The 17,764-nt window shown below is 59.3% G+C and carries 17 protein-coding genes; 6 read left to right on the forward strand and 11 right to left on the reverse strand.

The window, feature by feature from the left end:
- Positions 1–64: 64 nt before the first annotated feature.
- From LOY52_RS19765 to LOY52_RS19775, 3 genes are all read right to left on the reverse strand, one after another.
- Positions 65–1,675: an ATP-binding protein gene (locus LOY52_RS19765; protein ID WP_258675695.1), complete on the reverse strand. Its 1,611-nt coding sequence runs from the start codon at positions 1,673–1,675 to the stop codon at positions 65–67.
- Positions 1,672–2,394, reverse strand: coding sequence for a response regulator (locus LOY52_RS19770; RefSeq protein ID WP_258675697.1), 723 nt, complete (start codon positions 2,392–2,394; stop codon positions 1,672–1,674). The genes LOY52_RS19765 and LOY52_RS19770 overlap by 4 nt, the downstream gene beginning before the upstream one ends.
- 502 nt (positions 2,395–2,896) lie before the next feature.
- Entirely contained in the window at positions 2,897–3,112 is a 216-nt protein-coding gene (locus LOY52_RS19775; protein ID WP_258675698.1) for a hypothetical protein, read from the reverse strand.
- Positions 3,113–3,251: 139 nt separating this feature from the next.
- Between LOY52_RS19775 and LOY52_RS19780 the strand changes: the two genes are divergently transcribed.
- On the forward strand, positions 3,252–6,146 hold the full coding sequence (locus LOY52_RS19780) for a ribonucleoside-diphosphate reductase subunit alpha (RefSeq protein WP_096796807.1): 2,895 nt from the start codon (positions 3,252–3,254) through the stop codon (positions 6,144–6,146).
- Positions 6,147–6,848: 702 nt separating this feature from the next.
- On the opposite strand, the gene flgE is transcribed toward LOY52_RS19780, so the two are convergent.
- From flgE to flgB, 4 genes are read right to left on the reverse strand one after another with little or no spacing between them, the layout of a single operon-like run.
- Positions 6,849–8,180, reverse strand: coding sequence for a flagellar hook protein FlgE (gene flgE, locus LOY52_RS19785; RefSeq protein WP_096796809.1), 1,332 nt, complete (start codon positions 8,178–8,180; stop codon positions 6,849–6,851).
- Positions 8,181–8,210: 30 nt separating this feature from the next.
- Positions 8,211–8,936 carry a flagellar hook assembly protein FlgD gene (gene flgD / locus LOY52_RS19790; protein ID WP_258675699.1) on the reverse strand — a complete coding sequence of 242 codons (726 nt, stop codon included), beginning with the start codon at positions 8,934–8,936 and terminating at the stop codon, positions 8,211–8,213.
- A gap of 15 nt (positions 8,937–8,951) precedes the next feature.
- On the reverse strand, positions 8,952–9,395 hold the full coding sequence (gene flgC, locus LOY52_RS19795; RefSeq protein WP_007963049.1) for a flagellar basal body rod protein FlgC: 444 nt from the start codon (positions 9,393–9,395) through the stop codon (positions 8,952–8,954).
- Between the two features lie 3 nt (positions 9,396–9,398).
- Entirely contained in the window at positions 9,399–9,806 is a 408-nt protein-coding gene (gene flgB / locus LOY52_RS19800; protein WP_007917581.1) for a flagellar basal body rod protein FlgB, read from the reverse strand.
- Positions 9,807–9,821: 15 nt separating this feature from the next.
- Here flgB and LOY52_RS19805 point away from each other — a divergent pair, with 15 nt between their 5' ends.
- Positions 9,822–10,070, forward strand: a complete 249-nt coding sequence (locus LOY52_RS19805; protein WP_258675702.1) for a hypothetical protein — start codon at positions 9,822–9,824, stop codon at positions 10,068–10,070.
- Between the two features lie 65 nt (positions 10,071–10,135).
- On the opposite strand, the gene cheR is transcribed toward LOY52_RS19805, so the two are convergent.
- Positions 10,136–10,963, reverse strand: a complete 828-nt coding sequence (gene cheR, locus LOY52_RS19810) for a protein-glutamate O-methyltransferase CheR (RefSeq protein ID WP_007963053.1) — start codon at positions 10,961–10,963, stop codon at positions 10,136–10,138.
- A gap of 46 nt (positions 10,964–11,009) precedes the next feature.
- Positions 11,010–11,942, reverse strand: a complete 933-nt coding sequence (locus LOY52_RS19815; RefSeq protein WP_095137138.1) for a chemotaxis protein CheV — start codon at positions 11,940–11,942, stop codon at positions 11,010–11,012.
- 82 nt (positions 11,943–12,024) lie between these two features.
- Between LOY52_RS19815 and flgA the strand changes: the two genes are divergently transcribed.
- The 4 genes from flgA (at position 12,025) to LOY52_RS19835 (ending at position 14,628) form a co-directional block, all read left to right on the forward strand.
- Positions 12,025–12,786, forward strand: coding sequence for a flagellar basal body P-ring formation chaperone FlgA (gene flgA, locus LOY52_RS19820; protein ID WP_081755196.1), 762 nt, complete (start codon positions 12,025–12,027; stop codon positions 12,784–12,786).
- A 160-nt stretch (positions 12,787–12,946) separates the two neighbouring features.
- A complete protein-coding gene (flgM, locus tag LOY52_RS19825) occupies positions 12,947–13,273 on the forward strand; it encodes a flagellar biosynthesis anti-sigma factor FlgM (RefSeq protein ID WP_007917589.1) in 327 nt (108 codons plus the stop codon).
- A 48-nt stretch (positions 13,274–13,321) separates the two neighbouring features.
- Positions 13,322–13,789 carry a flagella synthesis protein FlgN gene (locus tag LOY52_RS19830; protein ID WP_258675703.1) on the forward strand — a complete coding sequence of 156 codons (468 nt, stop codon included), beginning with the start codon at positions 13,322–13,324 and terminating at the stop codon, positions 13,787–13,789.
- Positions 13,790–13,881: 92 nt separating this feature from the next.
- Positions 13,882–14,628 carry a flagellar brake protein gene (locus LOY52_RS19835; protein WP_258675704.1) on the forward strand — a complete coding sequence of 249 codons (747 nt, stop codon included), beginning with the start codon at positions 13,882–13,884 and terminating at the stop codon, positions 14,626–14,628.
- A 229-nt stretch (positions 14,629–14,857) separates the two neighbouring features.
- Here the strand turns inward: LOY52_RS19835 and LOY52_RS19840 are convergent, their stop codons facing one another.
- Positions 14,858–16,240, reverse strand: coding sequence for an MFS transporter (locus LOY52_RS19840; protein ID WP_258675705.1), 1,383 nt, complete (start codon positions 16,238–16,240; stop codon positions 14,858–14,860).
- A gap of 69 nt (positions 16,241–16,309) precedes the next feature.
- Complete coding sequence (locus LOY52_RS19845; protein WP_177325707.1) at positions 16,310–17,551, reverse strand: glutamine synthetase family protein; 1,242 nt, start codon at positions 17,549–17,551, stop codon at positions 16,310–16,312.
- Positions 17,552–17,764 lie beyond the last annotated feature (213 nt).

Consider the following 17,764-nt stretch of genomic DNA (forward strand, 5'->3'; position numbering starts at 1 on the left):
AGCGCCGGTGTGGGCCGAATCGCTGGCAAGCCAGAGATTGGGGCCGGCAAAACCACCACAAAATTCAACGACGTTCCTGATTCCTCGGCCAGCTCAGACTGAAACACGCCCCACCCAGACTTTTGCTCTTGTTGATCAGCGCCCGACCGTCATGCCAGTGGATGATCCGCCGCACAATCGACAGCCCCAGCCCGTGCCCACCAGAGGCTCGCGTACGGCTGTCATCCAGACGCAGGAACGGCGTGAATATCCGCTCCCACGCCGACTCCGGTACGCCCGGCCCGTCATCCTCGACATCGACCCGGCAGCGCAACTGCCCGACCTGATAACTCACCGTGACTTTCGAGCGCGCATGGCGCATCGCGTTGCTCACCAGATTCTGCAACGCACGATGCAGAAAGCGCGGCTCGGCCTCGACCCAGGCGCCGTCGTTATCGGCAGCGGACAGACACAACCCGCATTGCACCGTGACCTCGGCACGCAACGGCGCCAGTTCTGCGATCACCTGATTGACCAGCGCATCGAGGTCAATGCGTTGAAAGGTCAGTGCCGGCGAACCCTGCTCCAGCCGCGCGTAGGTGAGCATTTCATCCACCAGCTTATCGAGGTCCTCGATGTCGTGATCCATGCCCTCGCGGTATTTTTCCAGCGCCTGCGGAGTGGTGGCAGAGCCGATCATCTCCAGCCCGAACCGCAGGCGCGCCACGGGTGTACGCAATTCGTGGGACACCGCGCGCACCAGTTCGCGCTGAATTGCCAGCAACTGCTGCAAGTGCTCAGCCATGCCATTGAACGCCGCCGCCAGCCGCCCCACCGAGTCAGCACCGCGGGCCGGCACGCGGGTTTCCAGGCTGCCCTTGGCGATGCGTGTGGCTGCCGCTTCGAGTCCGCGCAGACGTCGTTCGAGCTGACGCACCAGCAGATACACGATCAGACCGATCAAGGTCAGGCCCAGGGCAGCGATCAACACCAGCCATTGCGGCGGATACGGATTCATCTGATACAGCGGGCCGATCTCCAGCACCCACGGCGTACCGACCATGCCGGCAAACACCCTGATCGAATCCCCGCCCTTGCCCAGCGCCATCACCGTATCGCCCTCGGACACGCGACGGCTCTGGTCTTCGTCCATGTCGGCTTCATTGACCGTGACCAGTCGCAGATCGAAACCGAAGCCCTTCTCTTCCTTTAACTGCGCCAGTCGTTTGGGTTGTTCGCCCACCGGAAAACGTACCAGTTCATCGGCCAGCAGATAAATAGTCGCGCGCGCCAGTTGCTCGCTGATCTGCTGCACGTCGCCGGTGAGCACCAATTGTTCTTTATCACTGACCAGTCTGTAGACTCGCGCCGCATGCGGGCCGGTCTGCTCCACCAAGGCCTGACCGCGCTGCACCCGAGCGCGCTGAGAGAGATCCAGATCGGTCTCGGAAAACTTCTTCAGCGCCAGCGGAATCCCCAGCAGACGCTCCCAGACCAACAACGCCCGATGGCGCTCGGTTTCGTTCATTGGTTGCAGGTTGTCGGCCATCAGCGAGAACGTGCCGTGGGCCAGGCGCTCGCGGTATTGCTCGCTGCGCACCTGATTGAGCAGGTGCAGCGCCAGCACACCAAGCACTGCCACCAGAATCAGCGCCGCGCACATGCCGCCATAGATGCGCAGGAAGATCGAGTTCACAACGCCAGATCCACACAGGCTTCAGGGACGAACAGATAGCCTTTGCTGCGAATAGTCTTGATCAGGCGCGGGTGATCGGGGTCATCACCGATTTTCGGGCGGATGCGCGAGATGCGCACATCGATCGAGCGGTCCTGGCCGTCGTAACCGATGCCCCGCAGCGCAGTGAAGATTTCTTCGCGAGAGAGGATTCGCCCGGCATTCGACACCAGCAGCCAGAGCAGGTCGAATTCGGCGCTGGTCAGTTCGATGCCGCTGTCGCTGAGCCAGGCCTCGCGCAAGGCGTTGTCCACCACCAGCGGGCCGAATTGCAGGCGACGGCTTTTTTCCGCGATCGGTTCGGCGCTGTCGCTGCGGCGCAGCAAGGCCTGAATCCGCGCCAGCAACAGCCGTGGACGCACCGGTTTGCACACGTAATCATCGGCACCGAGGTCGAGGCCTTGAATCTGGTCAGCGTCGTCGGTGCGCGCGGTGAGCATCAGGATCGGCCCGTCGTAACGATTGCGCACCTTGCGGCAAATGCTCAGGCCGTCTTCACCGGGCAGCATCAGGTCGAGGATCACCAGGTCCGGCTGCTCCTTGATGATCCGCGCCGCCGCCAGCGCGCCGTTGCCTTCGATCTCCACGCGCAATCCATTGGCTTGCAGGTATTCGCGGGTGAGTTCGGCCAGACGCTGGTCGTCCTCGACTATCAATACCTGCCAGGCTTCTTGCTCCACCGGTGACCTCTGCTTGCTGTTGTTATTAATAAAGGAAGAACCGTACGACGCAGCACATTTCATGTGGGAGCGAGCCTGCTCGCGAAAGCGTTGGATCAGCCAACATTGATGCTGAACCTACCGACGCATTCGCGAGCAGGCTCGCTCCCACAGTTCTAGATCCTCCCGACCTTTTGTCATCTTTCGGGAGGATAAGAACGGGTAAACACCGCCCGATTGTATAAACGGCGTACAGCCAGAACACAAGTCGGCAAATGCGTTCGGACAAGGCGGTTTTTTGTGATAGGGTTCGCGCCCTTAAAAATCCGCTGAAGCGTTTTTCCCGAGTGAAAAACAGTGACAAACGGTCTAGCTCAGCAGGTTCGCGGCCTACACGGGAATTCCTGGTTTCTTACACAATTTACGCACAGGTTTATCCACAGCTAGTACGTTGCAAGCCCTCTCGAAACGCATTATCTTGTAGCACGGCGCGAGGAGAGACCCTACATATAGGGTTTTCCGCTCAGACGACCAACCACATTTCGGACCTGAAACTCAAGCGCTTTATTGCCAGTTTCCGGTTGAACCAAGCAAGTTTTTCAAAGCCCAAACCGCACTTGCGGATGGCGCCGTTTTTCAGGTCGGAAACGACCGGAACGGTACGGGTGTTGCAGTCATTACTGTCATCCGGGAAGGAATCCGGCTCGAGCCCCTGGCTCGCAGCCAAAAACTTCGGCAAGGATGCGGCGTCATTAGCCTTTTTCCTACTGATCCGAAGTTGTTATGCCCGACGCCCGTCGGTTGTAGTGCTTCGGACCAGAACGGTGAGCACCATGATGGTGCTCAAACAAACATAGAGAATGTGGAGATCACCCCCCATGCAAACCGACACAACTCGCGAGAACCCGCAGGGCACCTTGCCGCAGGCCGCCGATTCGAATTCGGATCTGGCCGCCACCGCGCCTGGTCAACTGCGCGTGATCAAGCGTAATGGCACTGTCGTTCCTTACACCGATGACAAGATCACCGTCGCTATCACCAAAGCGTTTCTCGCAGTTGAGGGCGGCACCGCTGCCGCTTCGTCGCGAATCCACGACACCGTTGCCCGCCTGACCGAACAAGTCACCGCGACCTTCAAGCGTCGCATGCCTTCGGGCGGCACCATCCACATCGAAGAAATCCAGGACCAGGTCGAACTGGCCCTGATGCGTGCCGGCGAGCAGAAAGTCGCTCGCGACTACGTGATCTACCGTGACGGCCGCTCGAAAGAACGCGCAGCCCATGCGCCGGTAGAAGCTGCGGTCGACGCGCACCCGTCGATCCGCATCACCCGTGCCGACGGCAGCCTCGCGCCGCTGGACATGGGCCGCCTGAACACCATCGTTACCGAAGCCTGCGAAGGCCTGGCTGAAGTCGACGGCGACCTGATCCAGCGCGAAACCCTGAAAAACCTGTACGACGGCGTGGCTCTGAACGACGTCAACACCGCGCTGGTGATGACCGCGCGTACCCTGGTCGAGCGTGAGCCGAACTACTCGTTCGTCACCGCCCGCCTGCTGATGGACACCCTGCGTGCCGAAGGCCTGGGCTTCCTCGAAGTGGCCGAAAGCGCCACTCACCACGAAATGGCCGACCTGTACGCCAAGGCGCTGCCGGCTTACATCGCCAAAGGTATCGAGTTCGAACTGCTGAACCCTGTGCTGGCCACCTTCGACCTGGAAAAACTGGGCAAGGCGATCAACCACGAGCGCGATCAGCAATTCACCTACCTGGGCCTGCAGACCCTGTACGACCGTTACTTCATCCACAAGGATGGCGTGCGTTTCGAACTGCCGCAGATCTTCTTCATGCGCGTGGCCATGGGCCTGGCGATCGAAGAGAAGCAGAAAGAAGACCGTGCGATCGAGTTCTACAACCTGCTGTCGTCCTTTGACTACATGGCTTCGACTCCGACCCTGTTCAACGCCGGTACCCTGCGTCCACAGCTGTCGAGCTGCTACCTGACCACCGTTCCGGACGACCTGTCGGGCATCTACCACGCGATCCACGACAACGCCATGTTGTCGAAATTCGCTGGCGGCCTGGGCAACGACTGGACCCCTGTGCGCGCCCTGGGTTCGTACATCAAAGGCACCAACGGCAAGTCGCAAGGCGTGGTTCCGTTCCTCAAAGTGGTGAACGATACCGCCGTAGCCGTTAACCAGGGTGGCAAGCGCAAAGGCGCTGTGTGTGCCTACCTGGAAACCTGGCACATGGACATCGAAGAGTTCATCGAACTGCGCAAGAACACCGGTGATGATCGTCGTCGTACCCACGACATGAACACCGCCAACTGGATCCCTGACCTGTTCATGAAGCGTGTCTTCGATGACGGCAAGTGGACCCTGTTCTCGCCATCCGAAGTACCGGACCTGCACGACCTGACCGGTAAAGCCTTCGAAGAGCGCTACGAGTACTACGAAGCCCTGACCGAGTACCCGGGCAAGGTCAAGCTGTTCAAGACCATCCAGGCCAAAGACCTGTGGCGCAAAATGCTGTCCATGCTGTTCGAAACCGGCCACCCATGGCTGACTTTCAAAGACCCGTGCAACCTGCGTAGCCCGCAGCAGCACGTCGGCGTGGTTCACAGCTCGAACCTGTGCACCGAGATCACCTTGAACACCAACAAGGACGAGATCGCCGTTTGCAACCTGGGCTCGATCAACCTGCCGAACCACATCGTCGACGGCAAGCTGGACACCGCCAAGCTGCAACGCACCGTGAACACCGCCGTGCGCATGCTCGACAACGTGATCGACATCAACTACTACTCGGTGCCGCAAGCGAAGAACTCCAACTTCCGCCACCGTCCGGTCGGTCTGGGCATCATGGGCTTCCAGGACGCGCTGTACCTGCAGCACATCCCTTACGGTTCCGACGCTGCCGTCGAGTTCGCCGACAAGTCGATGGAAGCGGTCAGCTACTACGCGATCCAGGCGTCCTGCGACCTGGCTGACGAACGCGGCGCGTACGAGACCTTCAACGGTTCGCTGTGGTCCAAAGGCATCCTGCCGCTGGATTCGCAACAGATCCTGATTGAACAACGCGGCCAGAAGTACATCGACGTTGACCTGAATGAAACCCTGGACTGGGCACCGGTTCGCGCCCGTGTACAGAAAGGCATTCGTAACTCCAACATCATGGCCATTGCACCGACCGCGACCATCGCCAACATCACTGGCGTATCGCAGTCGATCGAACCGACCTACCAGAACCTGTATGTGAAATCGAACCTGTCGGGCGAATTCACCGTGATCAACCCGTACCTGGTTCGCGACCTCAAGGCTCGCGGTCTGTGGGACTCGGTCATGATCAACGACCTGAAGTACTACGACGGTTCGGTTCAGCAGATCGAGCGCATCCCGCAAGAACTCAAAGAGCTCTACGCGACCGCGTTCGAAGTCGACACCAAGTGGATCGTTGACGCGGCAAGCCGTCGTCAGAAGTGGATCGACCAGGCCCAGTCGCTGAACCTGTACATCGCCGGCGCCTCGGGCAAGAAGCTCGACGTGACCTACCGCATGGCCTGGTACCGTGGTCTGAAAACCACTTACTACCTCCGTGCCCTGGCCGCGACCAGCACCGAGAAGTCGACCATCAACACCGGCAAGCTGAACGCTGTTTCCAGCGGCGGCAACCACGGCGACGATTCGGTTCTGGCAGCTCCAGCCGGTCCAGCGCCAGTGCCAAAGGCTTGCGCGATCGACGAGCCGGATTGCGAAGCTTGCCAATAAGCTGAGCCGGGTCAGGCGTCGCGAGACGCCTGATTCTTCCAGACAAAAGAAACCCCCGACAGACTTCTGGTTTGTCGGGGGTTTTCTTTTGTCCGCCATTTACCTGTAGGAGCTGTCGAGTGCAACGAGGCTGCGATCTTTTGATCTCTACTGCTACAGCCAAAGATCAAAAGATCGCAGCCTTCGGCAGCTCCTACAGTGATTACGTGAATCTGACGGAGATTAGTTAGCTCGCGGGCCGCCATCGCCAGCAGGCTGGATTCCACAGAAGAGCAAAAGCCAAGCGCATGCTTTTCACCACTCAACAGGATGAGCGCAAGCTCGGCTGCAGCTCTTGATCTTGCCTTACCGGCCCCTTCGGCAGGCTGAGTGTAGGGATTTATCCGGGGGTGGGAGCGCAGCGACCGTTTGGCGAAGCCAAACACATCGAGAGGAGGTGCAGCGAAGCAAACCGTAGGCGATGCCCCCCGGATGAATACCGTAGCGAAGGAACCCGAGCCACGGCGAGGGCCGAACGCTGGGGCCAAGCCTTTTGGGTTACCTTTTCGCTGGGCCGGCACTCCGGCGCTTGGAAAAGGTGACTCGCCGTAAGGGCGAAACCCTAAGTAGCCGTTACCGCAGCAACGGATAAGCCCACAAAACAATAGCCCACAAAAAAGCCCCTCAAAAAGAGGGGCTCCCTTGCACAACCAGAAATCGCAATCAGGTCATCTGAATGATGGTCTGCATGATAGTGCTCTGGGTCGAAATGGTCTTGGCGTTCGCCTGATAGTTGCTCTGGCCCTTGATCAGGTCCACCAGCTCGTTGGTCAGGTTAACGTTCGACTCTTCCAGCGAGTTGGACGCGATCGAACCCAGCGTACCGGTTTCCGGCGCATCGTAACCCGGGATACCCGAGGCAAAAGTCTCTTTCCAGCTGGTACCGCCGACCGCCTGCAAGCCTTGTTCGTTGGTGAAGCTGGCCAGCGCAACCTGGCCGATGGCCTTGCTCTGGTTGTTGCTGAAGTTGGCGAACAACGTGCCTGTGCCGTCGATGGTCAGGTTGGTGATCTGACCAGTGGCGTAACCATCCTGAGTCGGGATCGAACGGGCGGTGTCAGCGTTGAACTGAGTGGTCTTGGCCATGGATATGGTCACGCCATTGGTGTTGGCAGACGCGCCGTTTGGCGTGAAGGTGCCGTTGGTCACGGTACCCGGTACCCAGCCGGTCAGCTTCAGGTCGCTGCTGATGATCGGCTTGGTCGGATCTGCCGGGTTAGGCGTGCTGACCTGAGTGAGATTGCCCGAACTGTCGAACGTCAGTGTCGAAGCAGTCGGGGCGGTCTTGGTTGGATCGCTGCCGGTTGCATCTGGATTGCGCCCGTCCACCAGGGTGTAGACTTTCCAGGTGTTTTGGCCGGTTTTCACCATGTACTGATCCATGACGTGCGAGTTGCCCTGAGAGTCATAGATAGGCGTGCTGAAGGACTTGGTGTAGGTTTCGAGTTTTGCCGGGTCGAACTTGCCTGCCGCCGCTGTGTCGTCGATCACGGGTGCCGACGAGTTCAGGTTGATGCTTGAAGTCACCAACGAAGTCGATTTCGGCGCCAGGTTTGAAGTGTCGATCTTCAGGTCGGTCAACACACCGTTGATGATCTTGCCGTTAGCGTCCACACCGTAACCTTGCAGACGCGAGGTGTAGTCAGTGTTGGTGATGAAACCGGCATTGTCGACCTTGAACGTACCGGCACGGGTGTAGGTGATCGCGCCGTTGTTGCTCATGGTGAAGAAACCGGAACCGTTGATACCCATGTCCAACACGTTGCCGGTGTTGTTGATGTCACCCTGGGTGAACTGCTGGGACACGTTGGCCAGGCGCACACCGTTGCCGATGACTTTGCTGCCGCTACCCAGGCGAGTGGCCGAGTAGACGTCTTCGAATTCTGCACGGGACGATTTGAAACCGGCGGTCGCGACGTTGGCGATGTTGTTGCCGGTCACGTCCAGTTGTTTGTTGGCTGCATAGAGACCGCTAAGGCCGATATTGAAAGACATATTCCACTCCTTTGTGCCGGTTAGTCGGCTCTATATACCAATGGTTTGTACTTTGGACAGGGCGACGGTGCCCTTGCCGGACAGGTTGAGCATCAGCTCGCCACCGGTCTGGCTGATGGTCACGCTGTTGACCGTGGCTGGCAGGTAGGTCGCCATATCGGTCGCGGTGCCATTGATCGAGGCGTTGGCTTTGACGGTGTAGGTACCGGTCTTCACCAGATTGCCGTCCTTGTCCTTGCCGTCCCAGGTGAAGCTTGCGCTGCCTGCGGCGCGACTGCCCAGATCGATGGTGCGAACCACCGTGCCGCTGCTGTCGGTAATGCTGACGGTGCCGCCGGCAATCGACGACGGAACGGTGACCGAACCGGTCATGCCTTTGCTCGGGTCGTCCAATTGAACGGTGTTGGTCTGCACGATCACGTTGCGGCCTACCAGCGACGACGCCTGCAGGGCCTGCGAGGAGTTGTAGTTGCCGGCCAGCGAGCTGACGGTGCTGTTAAGCGTGGTGATGCCTTCCAGACTGCTGAACTGCGCCAACTGCGCAACGAAGGCGCTGTTGTCCTGCGGGTCGAGCGGATTCTGGTTCTTCAACTGGGTAACCAGCAGTTGCAGGAACGCATCCTTGCCGAGCGCCTGGCCGCCGGTGGAACTGTTAGTCGCAGAAGCAATGCCATCGGCGGTCGAACTGGTCTTCTTCGACGAGTTCGCCAGGATGTCATTCATGCTCAGGCTGCTGGTGGTATCGGTAACGCTCATGGCAGTCGCCCCTTATTACTGACCGAGGGTCAGTACCTTCTGCATCATGGTTTTGGCGGTGTTCATCATTTCGGCGTTGGTCTGGAACGAACGGCTGGCGGAAATCATGTCAGCCATCTCTTCCACCACGTTGACGTTCGGGTAGTAGACGTAGCCCTTGGCGTCAGCGGCCGGATGGTTCGGCTCGTAACGCGCTTCGAGGTTGCTCTGGTCTTCGACCACGCCGAGTACCTGCACGCCCTGCCCTGCGGCGTCCTGGCTCTGGAACAGCGAGTTGCTGCCAGTGTTCTGGCCGCCCTGGAACATGGTGGCGAACACCGGGTGACGGGCGCGGTAGGTCTGATCGATGCTCGACGAAACGGTTTCGGCGTTGGCGATGTTCGAAGCCACGGTGTTCAGACGCGTGGTTTGTGCGCTCATGCCGCTGCCGGCAATGTTGAAAACGCTGGACAGGGACATGGATTACTCTCCGCGCAGGGCTGACACCAGCCCTTTGAATTTGCTGTTGAGCAGGGTGAAGCTGGCCTGGAAGCCGACCGCGTTTTCCGCGTAGTTCGACTGCTCAAGCTGAGCGTCCACGGTGTTCTGGTCGATCGAAGGCTGCATCGGCGTGCGATACATCAGCGACTCGTCGCCATTGCCCAGGCCTTCAGCTTCGATGTGACGGCTGTTGGTCATGTTCAGGGCGATGGTGCCGTTGGCGTTCTTCTGGGTCTGTGCTTCGAGCACTTTGGAGAAGTCCAGATCCCGAGCCTTGTAGTTCGGGGTATCGGCGTTGGCGATGTTGTTGGCCAACACTTCAGCGCGCTGGGCGCGGAAGCCCAATGCCTTTTCGTGAATGCCGAGCGCTTTATCGAAGCTGATGCTCATGTCGGGAACCTTCGGGTGACCGGTTTTTCGTACCTGAGCTTTAGCAAGCGCCGTGCCAAACAGAACAACCCCCGTAAACCGGGGCTTTGCGAGGAGTCGGCAAAGCGGCAATGCCAGAAAAGCGGCAACCGGTTTCCGCTGGCTGCCGCTTTTCTGCCGCTAGCCTCCCCTGTAGGAGCTGCCGAAGGCTGCGATCTTTTGATCTTGTTTTTTAAAATCAAGATCAAGATCAAAAGATCGCAGCCTTCGGCAGCTCCTACATGAAACAAAGCATCAGGCATAAAAAAGGGAGCCCTAGGGGCTCCCTTTTTTATGCCTGATGCTTTGTTTCACTTCGCCTGGTAAATGATCCCCGGGCTGCACTGGACCATCTGGTAATGATCCGGCAAACCGTTCAGCGCTTCGGACGCGCCAAGGAACAGATACCCGCCCGGCTTCAGCGTGCTGTGAATGCGCAACAGGATGTCTTTCTTCACCTCGGCGGAGAAGTAGATCAGCACGTTGCGGCAGAACACGATGTCGAACTTGCCCAGACTCGCGTAGCTGTCGAGCAGGTTGAACGAACGGAATTCCACCCGGTTCTTGATCGGCGCCTTGATCACCCAGCGCCCCGGCCCTTTCGGGTCGAAGTAGCGCTGCAGACGATCGGCGGACAAACCGCGACCGATCGCCAGGCTGTCGTACTCGCCGGTCTTGCAGTTGGTCAGCATGCTGCCGGACAAGTCCGTGGCAACGATCTGCACGCCCATCTTCAACTGACCGAGGTTGCTGCGCTCGAACTCATCGATCGACATCGACAGCGAATACGGTTCCTGACCCGACGAGCACGCCGCCGACCAGATCCGCAAACGCTGGTTGGGACTGGCCTTGATCGCCTCGGGCAGCACCTTGTTCTTCAAGACTTCAAACGGATAGGTGTCCCGAAACCACAGGGTTTCGTTGGTCGTCATGGCATCGACCACCTGCTCGCGCAAACCGCTGCGCGGCTGGGTCTGGATGCGCTGTACCAGCTCACCCAGGGACTTGATGCCTTGCTGCTCCATCAGTTTGTTGAGACGGCTCGAGACCAGGTACTGCTTGTTTTCACCGAGCAAAATGCCACAGGCTTTTTCCAGGAAGACCCGGAATTGTTCGAAATCCAAATTACCCGTAGACAATGATGCCGCCTCTTAAATCGTGTTGACCGCCAGGGACAAAAGGTCCCTAGCTGATATCTGCTGCTTTGATCCGGTCGACTACCCGGGATGCCAGGTCATCAGGACGGAATTTGGCCAGGAAGTCATCGGCACCGACTTTCTTGACCATCGCCTGATTGAATACCCCCGACAACGAAGTATGCAGGATGATATGAAGCTTTTGCATGCGCGGGTCGCTGCGGATCTCCGCCGTCAGGGTGTACCCGTCCATCTCCGGCATCTCGATGTCGGAAATCATCATCAGGAACTCTTCTTCCGGCTTCTTGCCTTCTTCGACCAGCTTGCGCAGGTAATCCAGTGCCTGCTTGCCGTCGTTCAGCGCCACCACTTCGACCCCGATCGTCTGCAGGCAACGCGTGACCTGCTTGCGCGCCACCGACGAGTCATCGACGGTCAGCACCCGCAGCGACAACGCTTTGCTCTGGGTTTCGACATCGACCACGCCGACCGAAATCGCCTCGGGCGTCGGCGCGACTTCCGCCAGCACCTTCTCGACATCAATGATTTCGACTAACTGATTGTCGACCCGAGTCACAGCGGTCAAGTAGTGATCGCGACCTGTGCCCTTGGGCGGCGGATGGATCTCTTCCCAGTTCATGTTGACGATGCGCTCCACCGAGCGAACCAGGAAACCCTGGGTCTTGGTGTTGTACTCCGTGATGATCACGAACGGACTGTTCTTGTCTTTCAACGCCCCGGAACCGGTCGCCATTGCCAGATCAAGGATCGGAATGGTCGCCCCCCGGATATTCGCCACCCCGCACACGACAGGACTGGACTTGGGCATCAACGTCAGCGACGGGCATTGCAGCACTTCCCGCACCTTGAACACGTTGATGCCGTAGAGCTGTTGACCGTCGAGACGGAACAACAACAGCTCCAGGCGATTCTGCCCTACCAGTTGCGTGCGCTGGTTCACCGAATCCATTACACCAGCCATGCCCAGACTCCTACACCAACGCCAAGTGTTGTTGCGACGCACATTCATTGCTAAACGGCACGGCGCTTGCTTTTTAACTCGTATGAACGCTCAAACGACATTTTTCCGACGCCTGACCTCCCGCACCCGCAAAGCGCTGTGCGCGACGTCTGCCGTCTGTTTGTTTTTCGCTGGCAGCCCTGCCGGTGCAGATACGGTTACCTTGCCTGACATGCTTATCGGCGTCACCCAAGGCTTTCTTGAGTTCACCGTAGAAGACTATCTGGCTACCAGTCAAACGGAAGGCCGCTACGAAATCGAGGTCAACCAGCTCGATCCACGTATGCGCATGCCTATGTGCGACAAGGAATTGACAGCGTCGCTGGAGAGTCCGGCCCGTCCGCTGGGTCGGGTTACGGTCAAGGTCCGGTGCGAAGGAAGCTCGCCCTGGACGGTGTTTGTGCCCGCTCAAGTCCGCCTGTTTCGCGAGATTGTCACTACCACCCGACCGCTGAAACGCGCCGGAATTATCGAACCGCAGGATGTGACCTTGCGTGAACGCGACATCAGCCAGATCAATCAGGGTTTCCTGACGTCGGTGGATGAAGCCATCGGGCAGAAATTGACCCGACCAACGGTAGCCGATCAGGTGATTACCCTGGTGCATCTGGAACAGGCTGAAGTGGTGCGCAAGGGTGATCAGGTGGTCATCATCGCCCGTAGCGGTACGCTCGCCGTGCGCATGCCCGGCGAAGCCCTGGCCAATGGCGGTTTGAAAGAACAGATCCGGGTGAAAAACCTCAATTCCAACCGGGTGATCAAGGCGCAAGTCATCGCGCCGGGCCAGGTGGAAGTGGCCATGTAAAACGCTCAGGCAGAAAACTGGCGCCGGCCTCGATGCTTCCCTAAACTGTGCCGCAGCAGAACACGCTTCGGCACATGCAGCTCATTGCAAAGTGAGCCTAAAGTTTTCCAGGGAATGGCCGAGAACATGGCAAGCGTCCAAATTCCCAGAGGTTTTTAACATGGTCATCGATTTCAGCCGTTTGAACAGCTCCTCGTCACTTACGGGCAGTACACGTACCAGCAACGCCAAGGAAACCGCCGAATCCGGCACCTCCGCGCCGCTGAATACCCAGGCCGAAACGGCCAGTACCGCAAAAAGCGGGGAATCGGTACACCTCAGCAATGAGGCTCAACAGTTGCAGAAGGTCACTGACAAGCTGCGCGATCAGCCTGCCGTCGACAAAGCCCGAGTGGCCGAGTTGAAAGCAGCGATTGCCGATGGCAGCTATAAAGTCGACAGCAACCGTGTAGCCAGCAAACTGCTCAACTTCGAAGCCCAGCGCTAGGCTTTTGCCGGCGCCAGGCTTTTGGACGCTTAAAACCCAAGGCCAGCCATGCACGACACTAATTTATTGCAACTGATCACCGACGACTTTGCTCCAGCTCAACAATTGCTGGAGTTGCTGCAAACCGAGTCCCTCGCTTTGCACGGTCGTGACATGCCTTTGCTCGAAGACATTCTGGCGCGCAAACAGGCATTGATCATTCTGCTTGAACAGCATGGCCGCAAGCGCAGCGAAATCCTCGCCAGCCTCAACCTGCCGCTCGACCGTCAGGGTCTGGAGCAACTGGCCAGCCAGTCGAGCATTGGCGACCAGTTGCTGGCCCAGAGCGACGTGCTGACCGACCTGATTGCCCAGTGCCAGGCGGCCAACGTCAAGAACGGCCAGTCGATTCAGATTCAGCAGGCCGCCACGGCCAATCAGCTGAAAATCCTCACCGGGGGCGAGCCACCCGCGTTGTATGACGCCTCGGGCACTTTCGCCAAACCCACCAAGCCGCGTACGCTCAGCCAGGCGTGAGCCATTCGACGTGCCTGCACTATCAACCCGCGAAACATGCTGGCAAAATGCTGGCTAGTCGTAGTCAAATTTTGTCTGGAGATTGAGAAAACGTGCCAAACGCCCTAAGCGCGGATGATAGTCCGCAGCCACCAAAGGTGCTGACCACGCCCCTGGAAATCTCCAGCAACCTGCGCCAGCTGCAAGAAAGCCACGATCCGCTGATCATCACGTTCCACGAGCGTAGCCAGCGTTTCCAGAGCTACCTGATCAAGGTCGACCGCGATACCGCGACGATTGCCCTGGACGAGATGATCCCGCGCGATGGCGAGCGCTTTCTGCAGGCGGGCGAACCGTTCAAGGTCGAAGGCTTCCACGAGGGCGTGCGCATCGCCTGGGAATGCACCGGCACGCTGAACATTGAAGAGTCCGAGGGCGATCGCTTCTACACCGGCGAACTGCCGACCGAAGTGGTTTACCACCAGCGCCGCAACGCCTTTCGCGCGGCCCTGAAGCTGACAGACCTGGTCAGCGTCGAACTCGGTGGTGAAAAGCTCAAGGCGCCAATCAACGGCAAACTGCTGGATATTTCCGCCACCGGGTGCAAGCTGCGCTTTGAAGGCGACATCACCGACCGCCTGCAACTGGGTCAGGTCTACGACCGCATGATTGCCGCCCCGCTATTCGGCAATCAGCCCATCTCGGTCGAACTGCGTTATCTGCACTTCGAGGAAAAGCTCAACATCACCTTCGCCGGCCTGCGTTTCCACAACATCAGCGGCCAGGCGGCGCGCAACGTCGAGCGCTTCGTTTATCAGCTGCAGCGTGAAGCACGCCGGTTCGATAAAGACGATCTGTAATTCCTACAGGCAAATAGAAAGGGCAGTCCCTGGCGGGACTGCCCTTTTTTATGGCGGAAATTTTTCTGCCAGCACCGGACACCTGTGGCGAGGGAGCTTGCTCCCGCTGGGGTGCGAAGCGCCCCCGCCCTTTATCTGGCAAGCGGGGCCTGCTGCGCAGTCCAGCGGGAGCAAGCTCCCTCGCCACAGTTACAGTGTTTGCCTCTGAACAGCCTTACCCTCACCCGACTCAGGGTCTGGCCCCACTGATGTCCGGTGTCGGTTTATCGCCCTCATCAGCCGGATCAGTTTCCACCGCCGCTTCGGACTGCACTTCGGGTTCCGGCTCCGGTTCCGGTTCCGGCGTAACCGTGGTCTGCATCTGCTCCTGCACCACCTGCTCATCCACCCGTGGGTCGAGGGCAGCCACCAACGGCGAGCTGGACATGCTGTCCGGCATCGCCACGTGATGCAGCGGTGCGTCGTCGACCTGATGCAGATTGGTCACCGCTTTCGGGCGGATGCGCCACACCAGCACCAGCGCAAAGAAACTGAAGAACGCGTACAGGCTCTGACTGCCGAAGAGTTTCATCAGCACACCGGCCAGCAGCGGGCCGATGCTCGCACCGACCCCGTAGGTCACCAGCAGCATCGCCGTCAGCGACACCCGGCGATCGCCCTCGACGTGGTCGTTGGAGAACGCCACCGCCAGCGGATACAGGCAGAACTGCACCAGCGAACACATGAACCCGACGACAAACAGAACTTCCAGCGGCACCTGCGGCAGGATCGCCAGCGGCAACGCCGCCACCGCCAGGAACCCGGCAAAACAGCGAATCAGCAGTGCGCGGTCATAACGGTCAGACAACCAGCCCAGTGGCCACTGCACCAGCAGTCCGGCAAAAATGCAGCTACCCATGAACAGACCGACCTGCTCGGTCGACAGCCCCTGCTGCGAGGCATACAGCGGCGCCAGACCGTAGAACGAGCCGATGATCAGGCCAGCGCCCAGCACCGTGCTCAACGACTGCGGCACCCGCTTGATAAAGAAGCGCGGTTCCATCGGGGCCGGATGCAGCGGCGCCGGGTGAATCCGTCGGGTCAGCGCCACCGGCACCAGACACAGGGCAAAACACAGCGCGACCAGCATCAGCAGCTCCAGACCGAGGCCCGGGTGCATGACCAGAATCAGCTGGCCGAGTACCAGCCCCAGATACGAAGCGATCATGTAGCCGCTAAACACCAGCCCGCGCTGGTTGGCGTCGGCCTGCTCGTTGAGCCAGCTCTCGATCACCATGTACTGGCACATCATGCCCAGACCGACGATGGTCCGCAGCACCAGCCACGCCGGCAGCCAGTCGACCAGGCCATGCCCGAGCACCGCCGCGCCGACGATCCCGGCACACGCCGAATAAGCGCGAATGTGTCCAACCCGGGCAATCAGCCGGTGACCGATCTTGCCGCCCAGCACCAGGCCGAAATAGTTGGCCGCCATCAGCGCACCGACCCACAGTCCGTCGACATGGTCAGCGGCCAGGCGCAATGCCAGATAAGTGGATAGAAGGCCCGAGCCGATCAACATCATCAGCGAGGCGAAATACAGCGCTCGAAAGGATTTCCAGATTTGGCGCATCGGCGTTCCGAGCGGCTCCTTGCAGTGAGTATCGGACTATCAAGACGATAGCCCGACGGCGACAGTTAGTCAGGCCTGGGCTGCTAGAACACGCCGTTCCCAGGGAGTGATTTCATCAAAGAAGCTGGTCAACTCCATGGTCTTCGAAGCGATGTAGCCTTCGATGAACTCCTGTCCGAACAGTTCCCTGGCCAATTGGCTACGTTTCAGACGCTCGAGCGCGGCATGCAAGGTACACGGCAACGAAAGATTGTCCGGCACTTCGAATTCGCCCTGAATCGCCGCGGTCGGCTCCAATTCATGCTCGATCCCATGCAAGCCGGCGGCCAGACTCGCGGCAATCGCCAGATACGGGTTGGCATCGGCGCCGGGCAAGCGGTTTTCGACTCGCCGGGCCACCGGCGAACTGGCCGGAATTCGCAGCCCTGCGGCGCGGTTGTCATGGGACCAGCAGGCGTTGTTCGGCGACGCATACGGGTGACACAGACGCTGATAGGAGTTCACGTTCGGCGCAAACAGCGCGGTGAAATCGGCCATGCCCGCCTGCTGCCCGCCGATGAAATGGCGGAACATCGCGGTTGGCTGGCCACTCTCGTCACTGAACACGTTGTTGCCGGTGGCGATCTCGACCAGGCTCTGGTGAATGTGCATCGAACTGCCCGGTGTGTGCGCCAGCGGTTTGGCCATGCACACCACGCTCAGACCATGCTTGAGCGCGACTTCCTTGAGCAGGTGTTTGAACAGGAAGGTCTGATCGGCGAGCAACAGCGGATCACCGTGCAGCAAGTTGATCTCGAACTGGCTGACGCCCATTTCATGCATGAAGGTATCGCGCGGCAGACCGAGGGCTGCCATGCATTTATAGACTTCGCTGAAGAATGGCCGCAGACCATTGTTGGAACTGACGCTGAACGCCGACTGACCATCCTCGCGACGCCCGTCGAGGCCGACTGGCGGACGGAACGGCTGGGTCGGATCGGTGTTCGGCGCGAAGACGAAGAATTCCAGCTCGGTCGCCACTACCGGCGCCAGACCGCGTGCGGCGTAACGGGCGATGACTTTCTTGAGTTGGCCACGGGTCGACAGATTGGAGCTTTCACCGCTCAGTTCGTCGGCATCGCAGATGGCCAGGGCACGTGGCTCGTCGCTCCATGGCAGGGGATGGATCATGCTCGGCTCGGCCACCAGCGCGAGGTCGCCGTCATCGCTGCCGTAAAAACGCGCCGGCGGATACCCGCCCATGATGCATTGCAGCAGCACACCCCGCGCCATCTGCAAACGCCGCCCTTCGAGGAAACCCTCGGCGGTCATCACCTTGCCGCGCGGCACGCCGTTCAAATCCGGCGTGACACATTCAATCTCATCAATGCCGGTCAGTCGCTGCGCGAGTGAACGCTGGCCATCGGTTGTCATGACGCAATCCTTGTTATTGTGCGAGCCGCGAACGGCGACCGTACAAAATAGGCTCCGGCTGTTCGGAATATCAAGCAGCGTCAAACAAAAAAACCACCTGACATTTTTCCC

This window comes from Pseudomonas sp. B21-051 (assembly GCF_024748795.1).
In the GTDB taxonomy this organism is placed as follows: domain Bacteria; phylum Pseudomonadota; class Gammaproteobacteria; order Pseudomonadales; family Pseudomonadaceae; genus Aquipseudomonas; species Aquipseudomonas putida_A.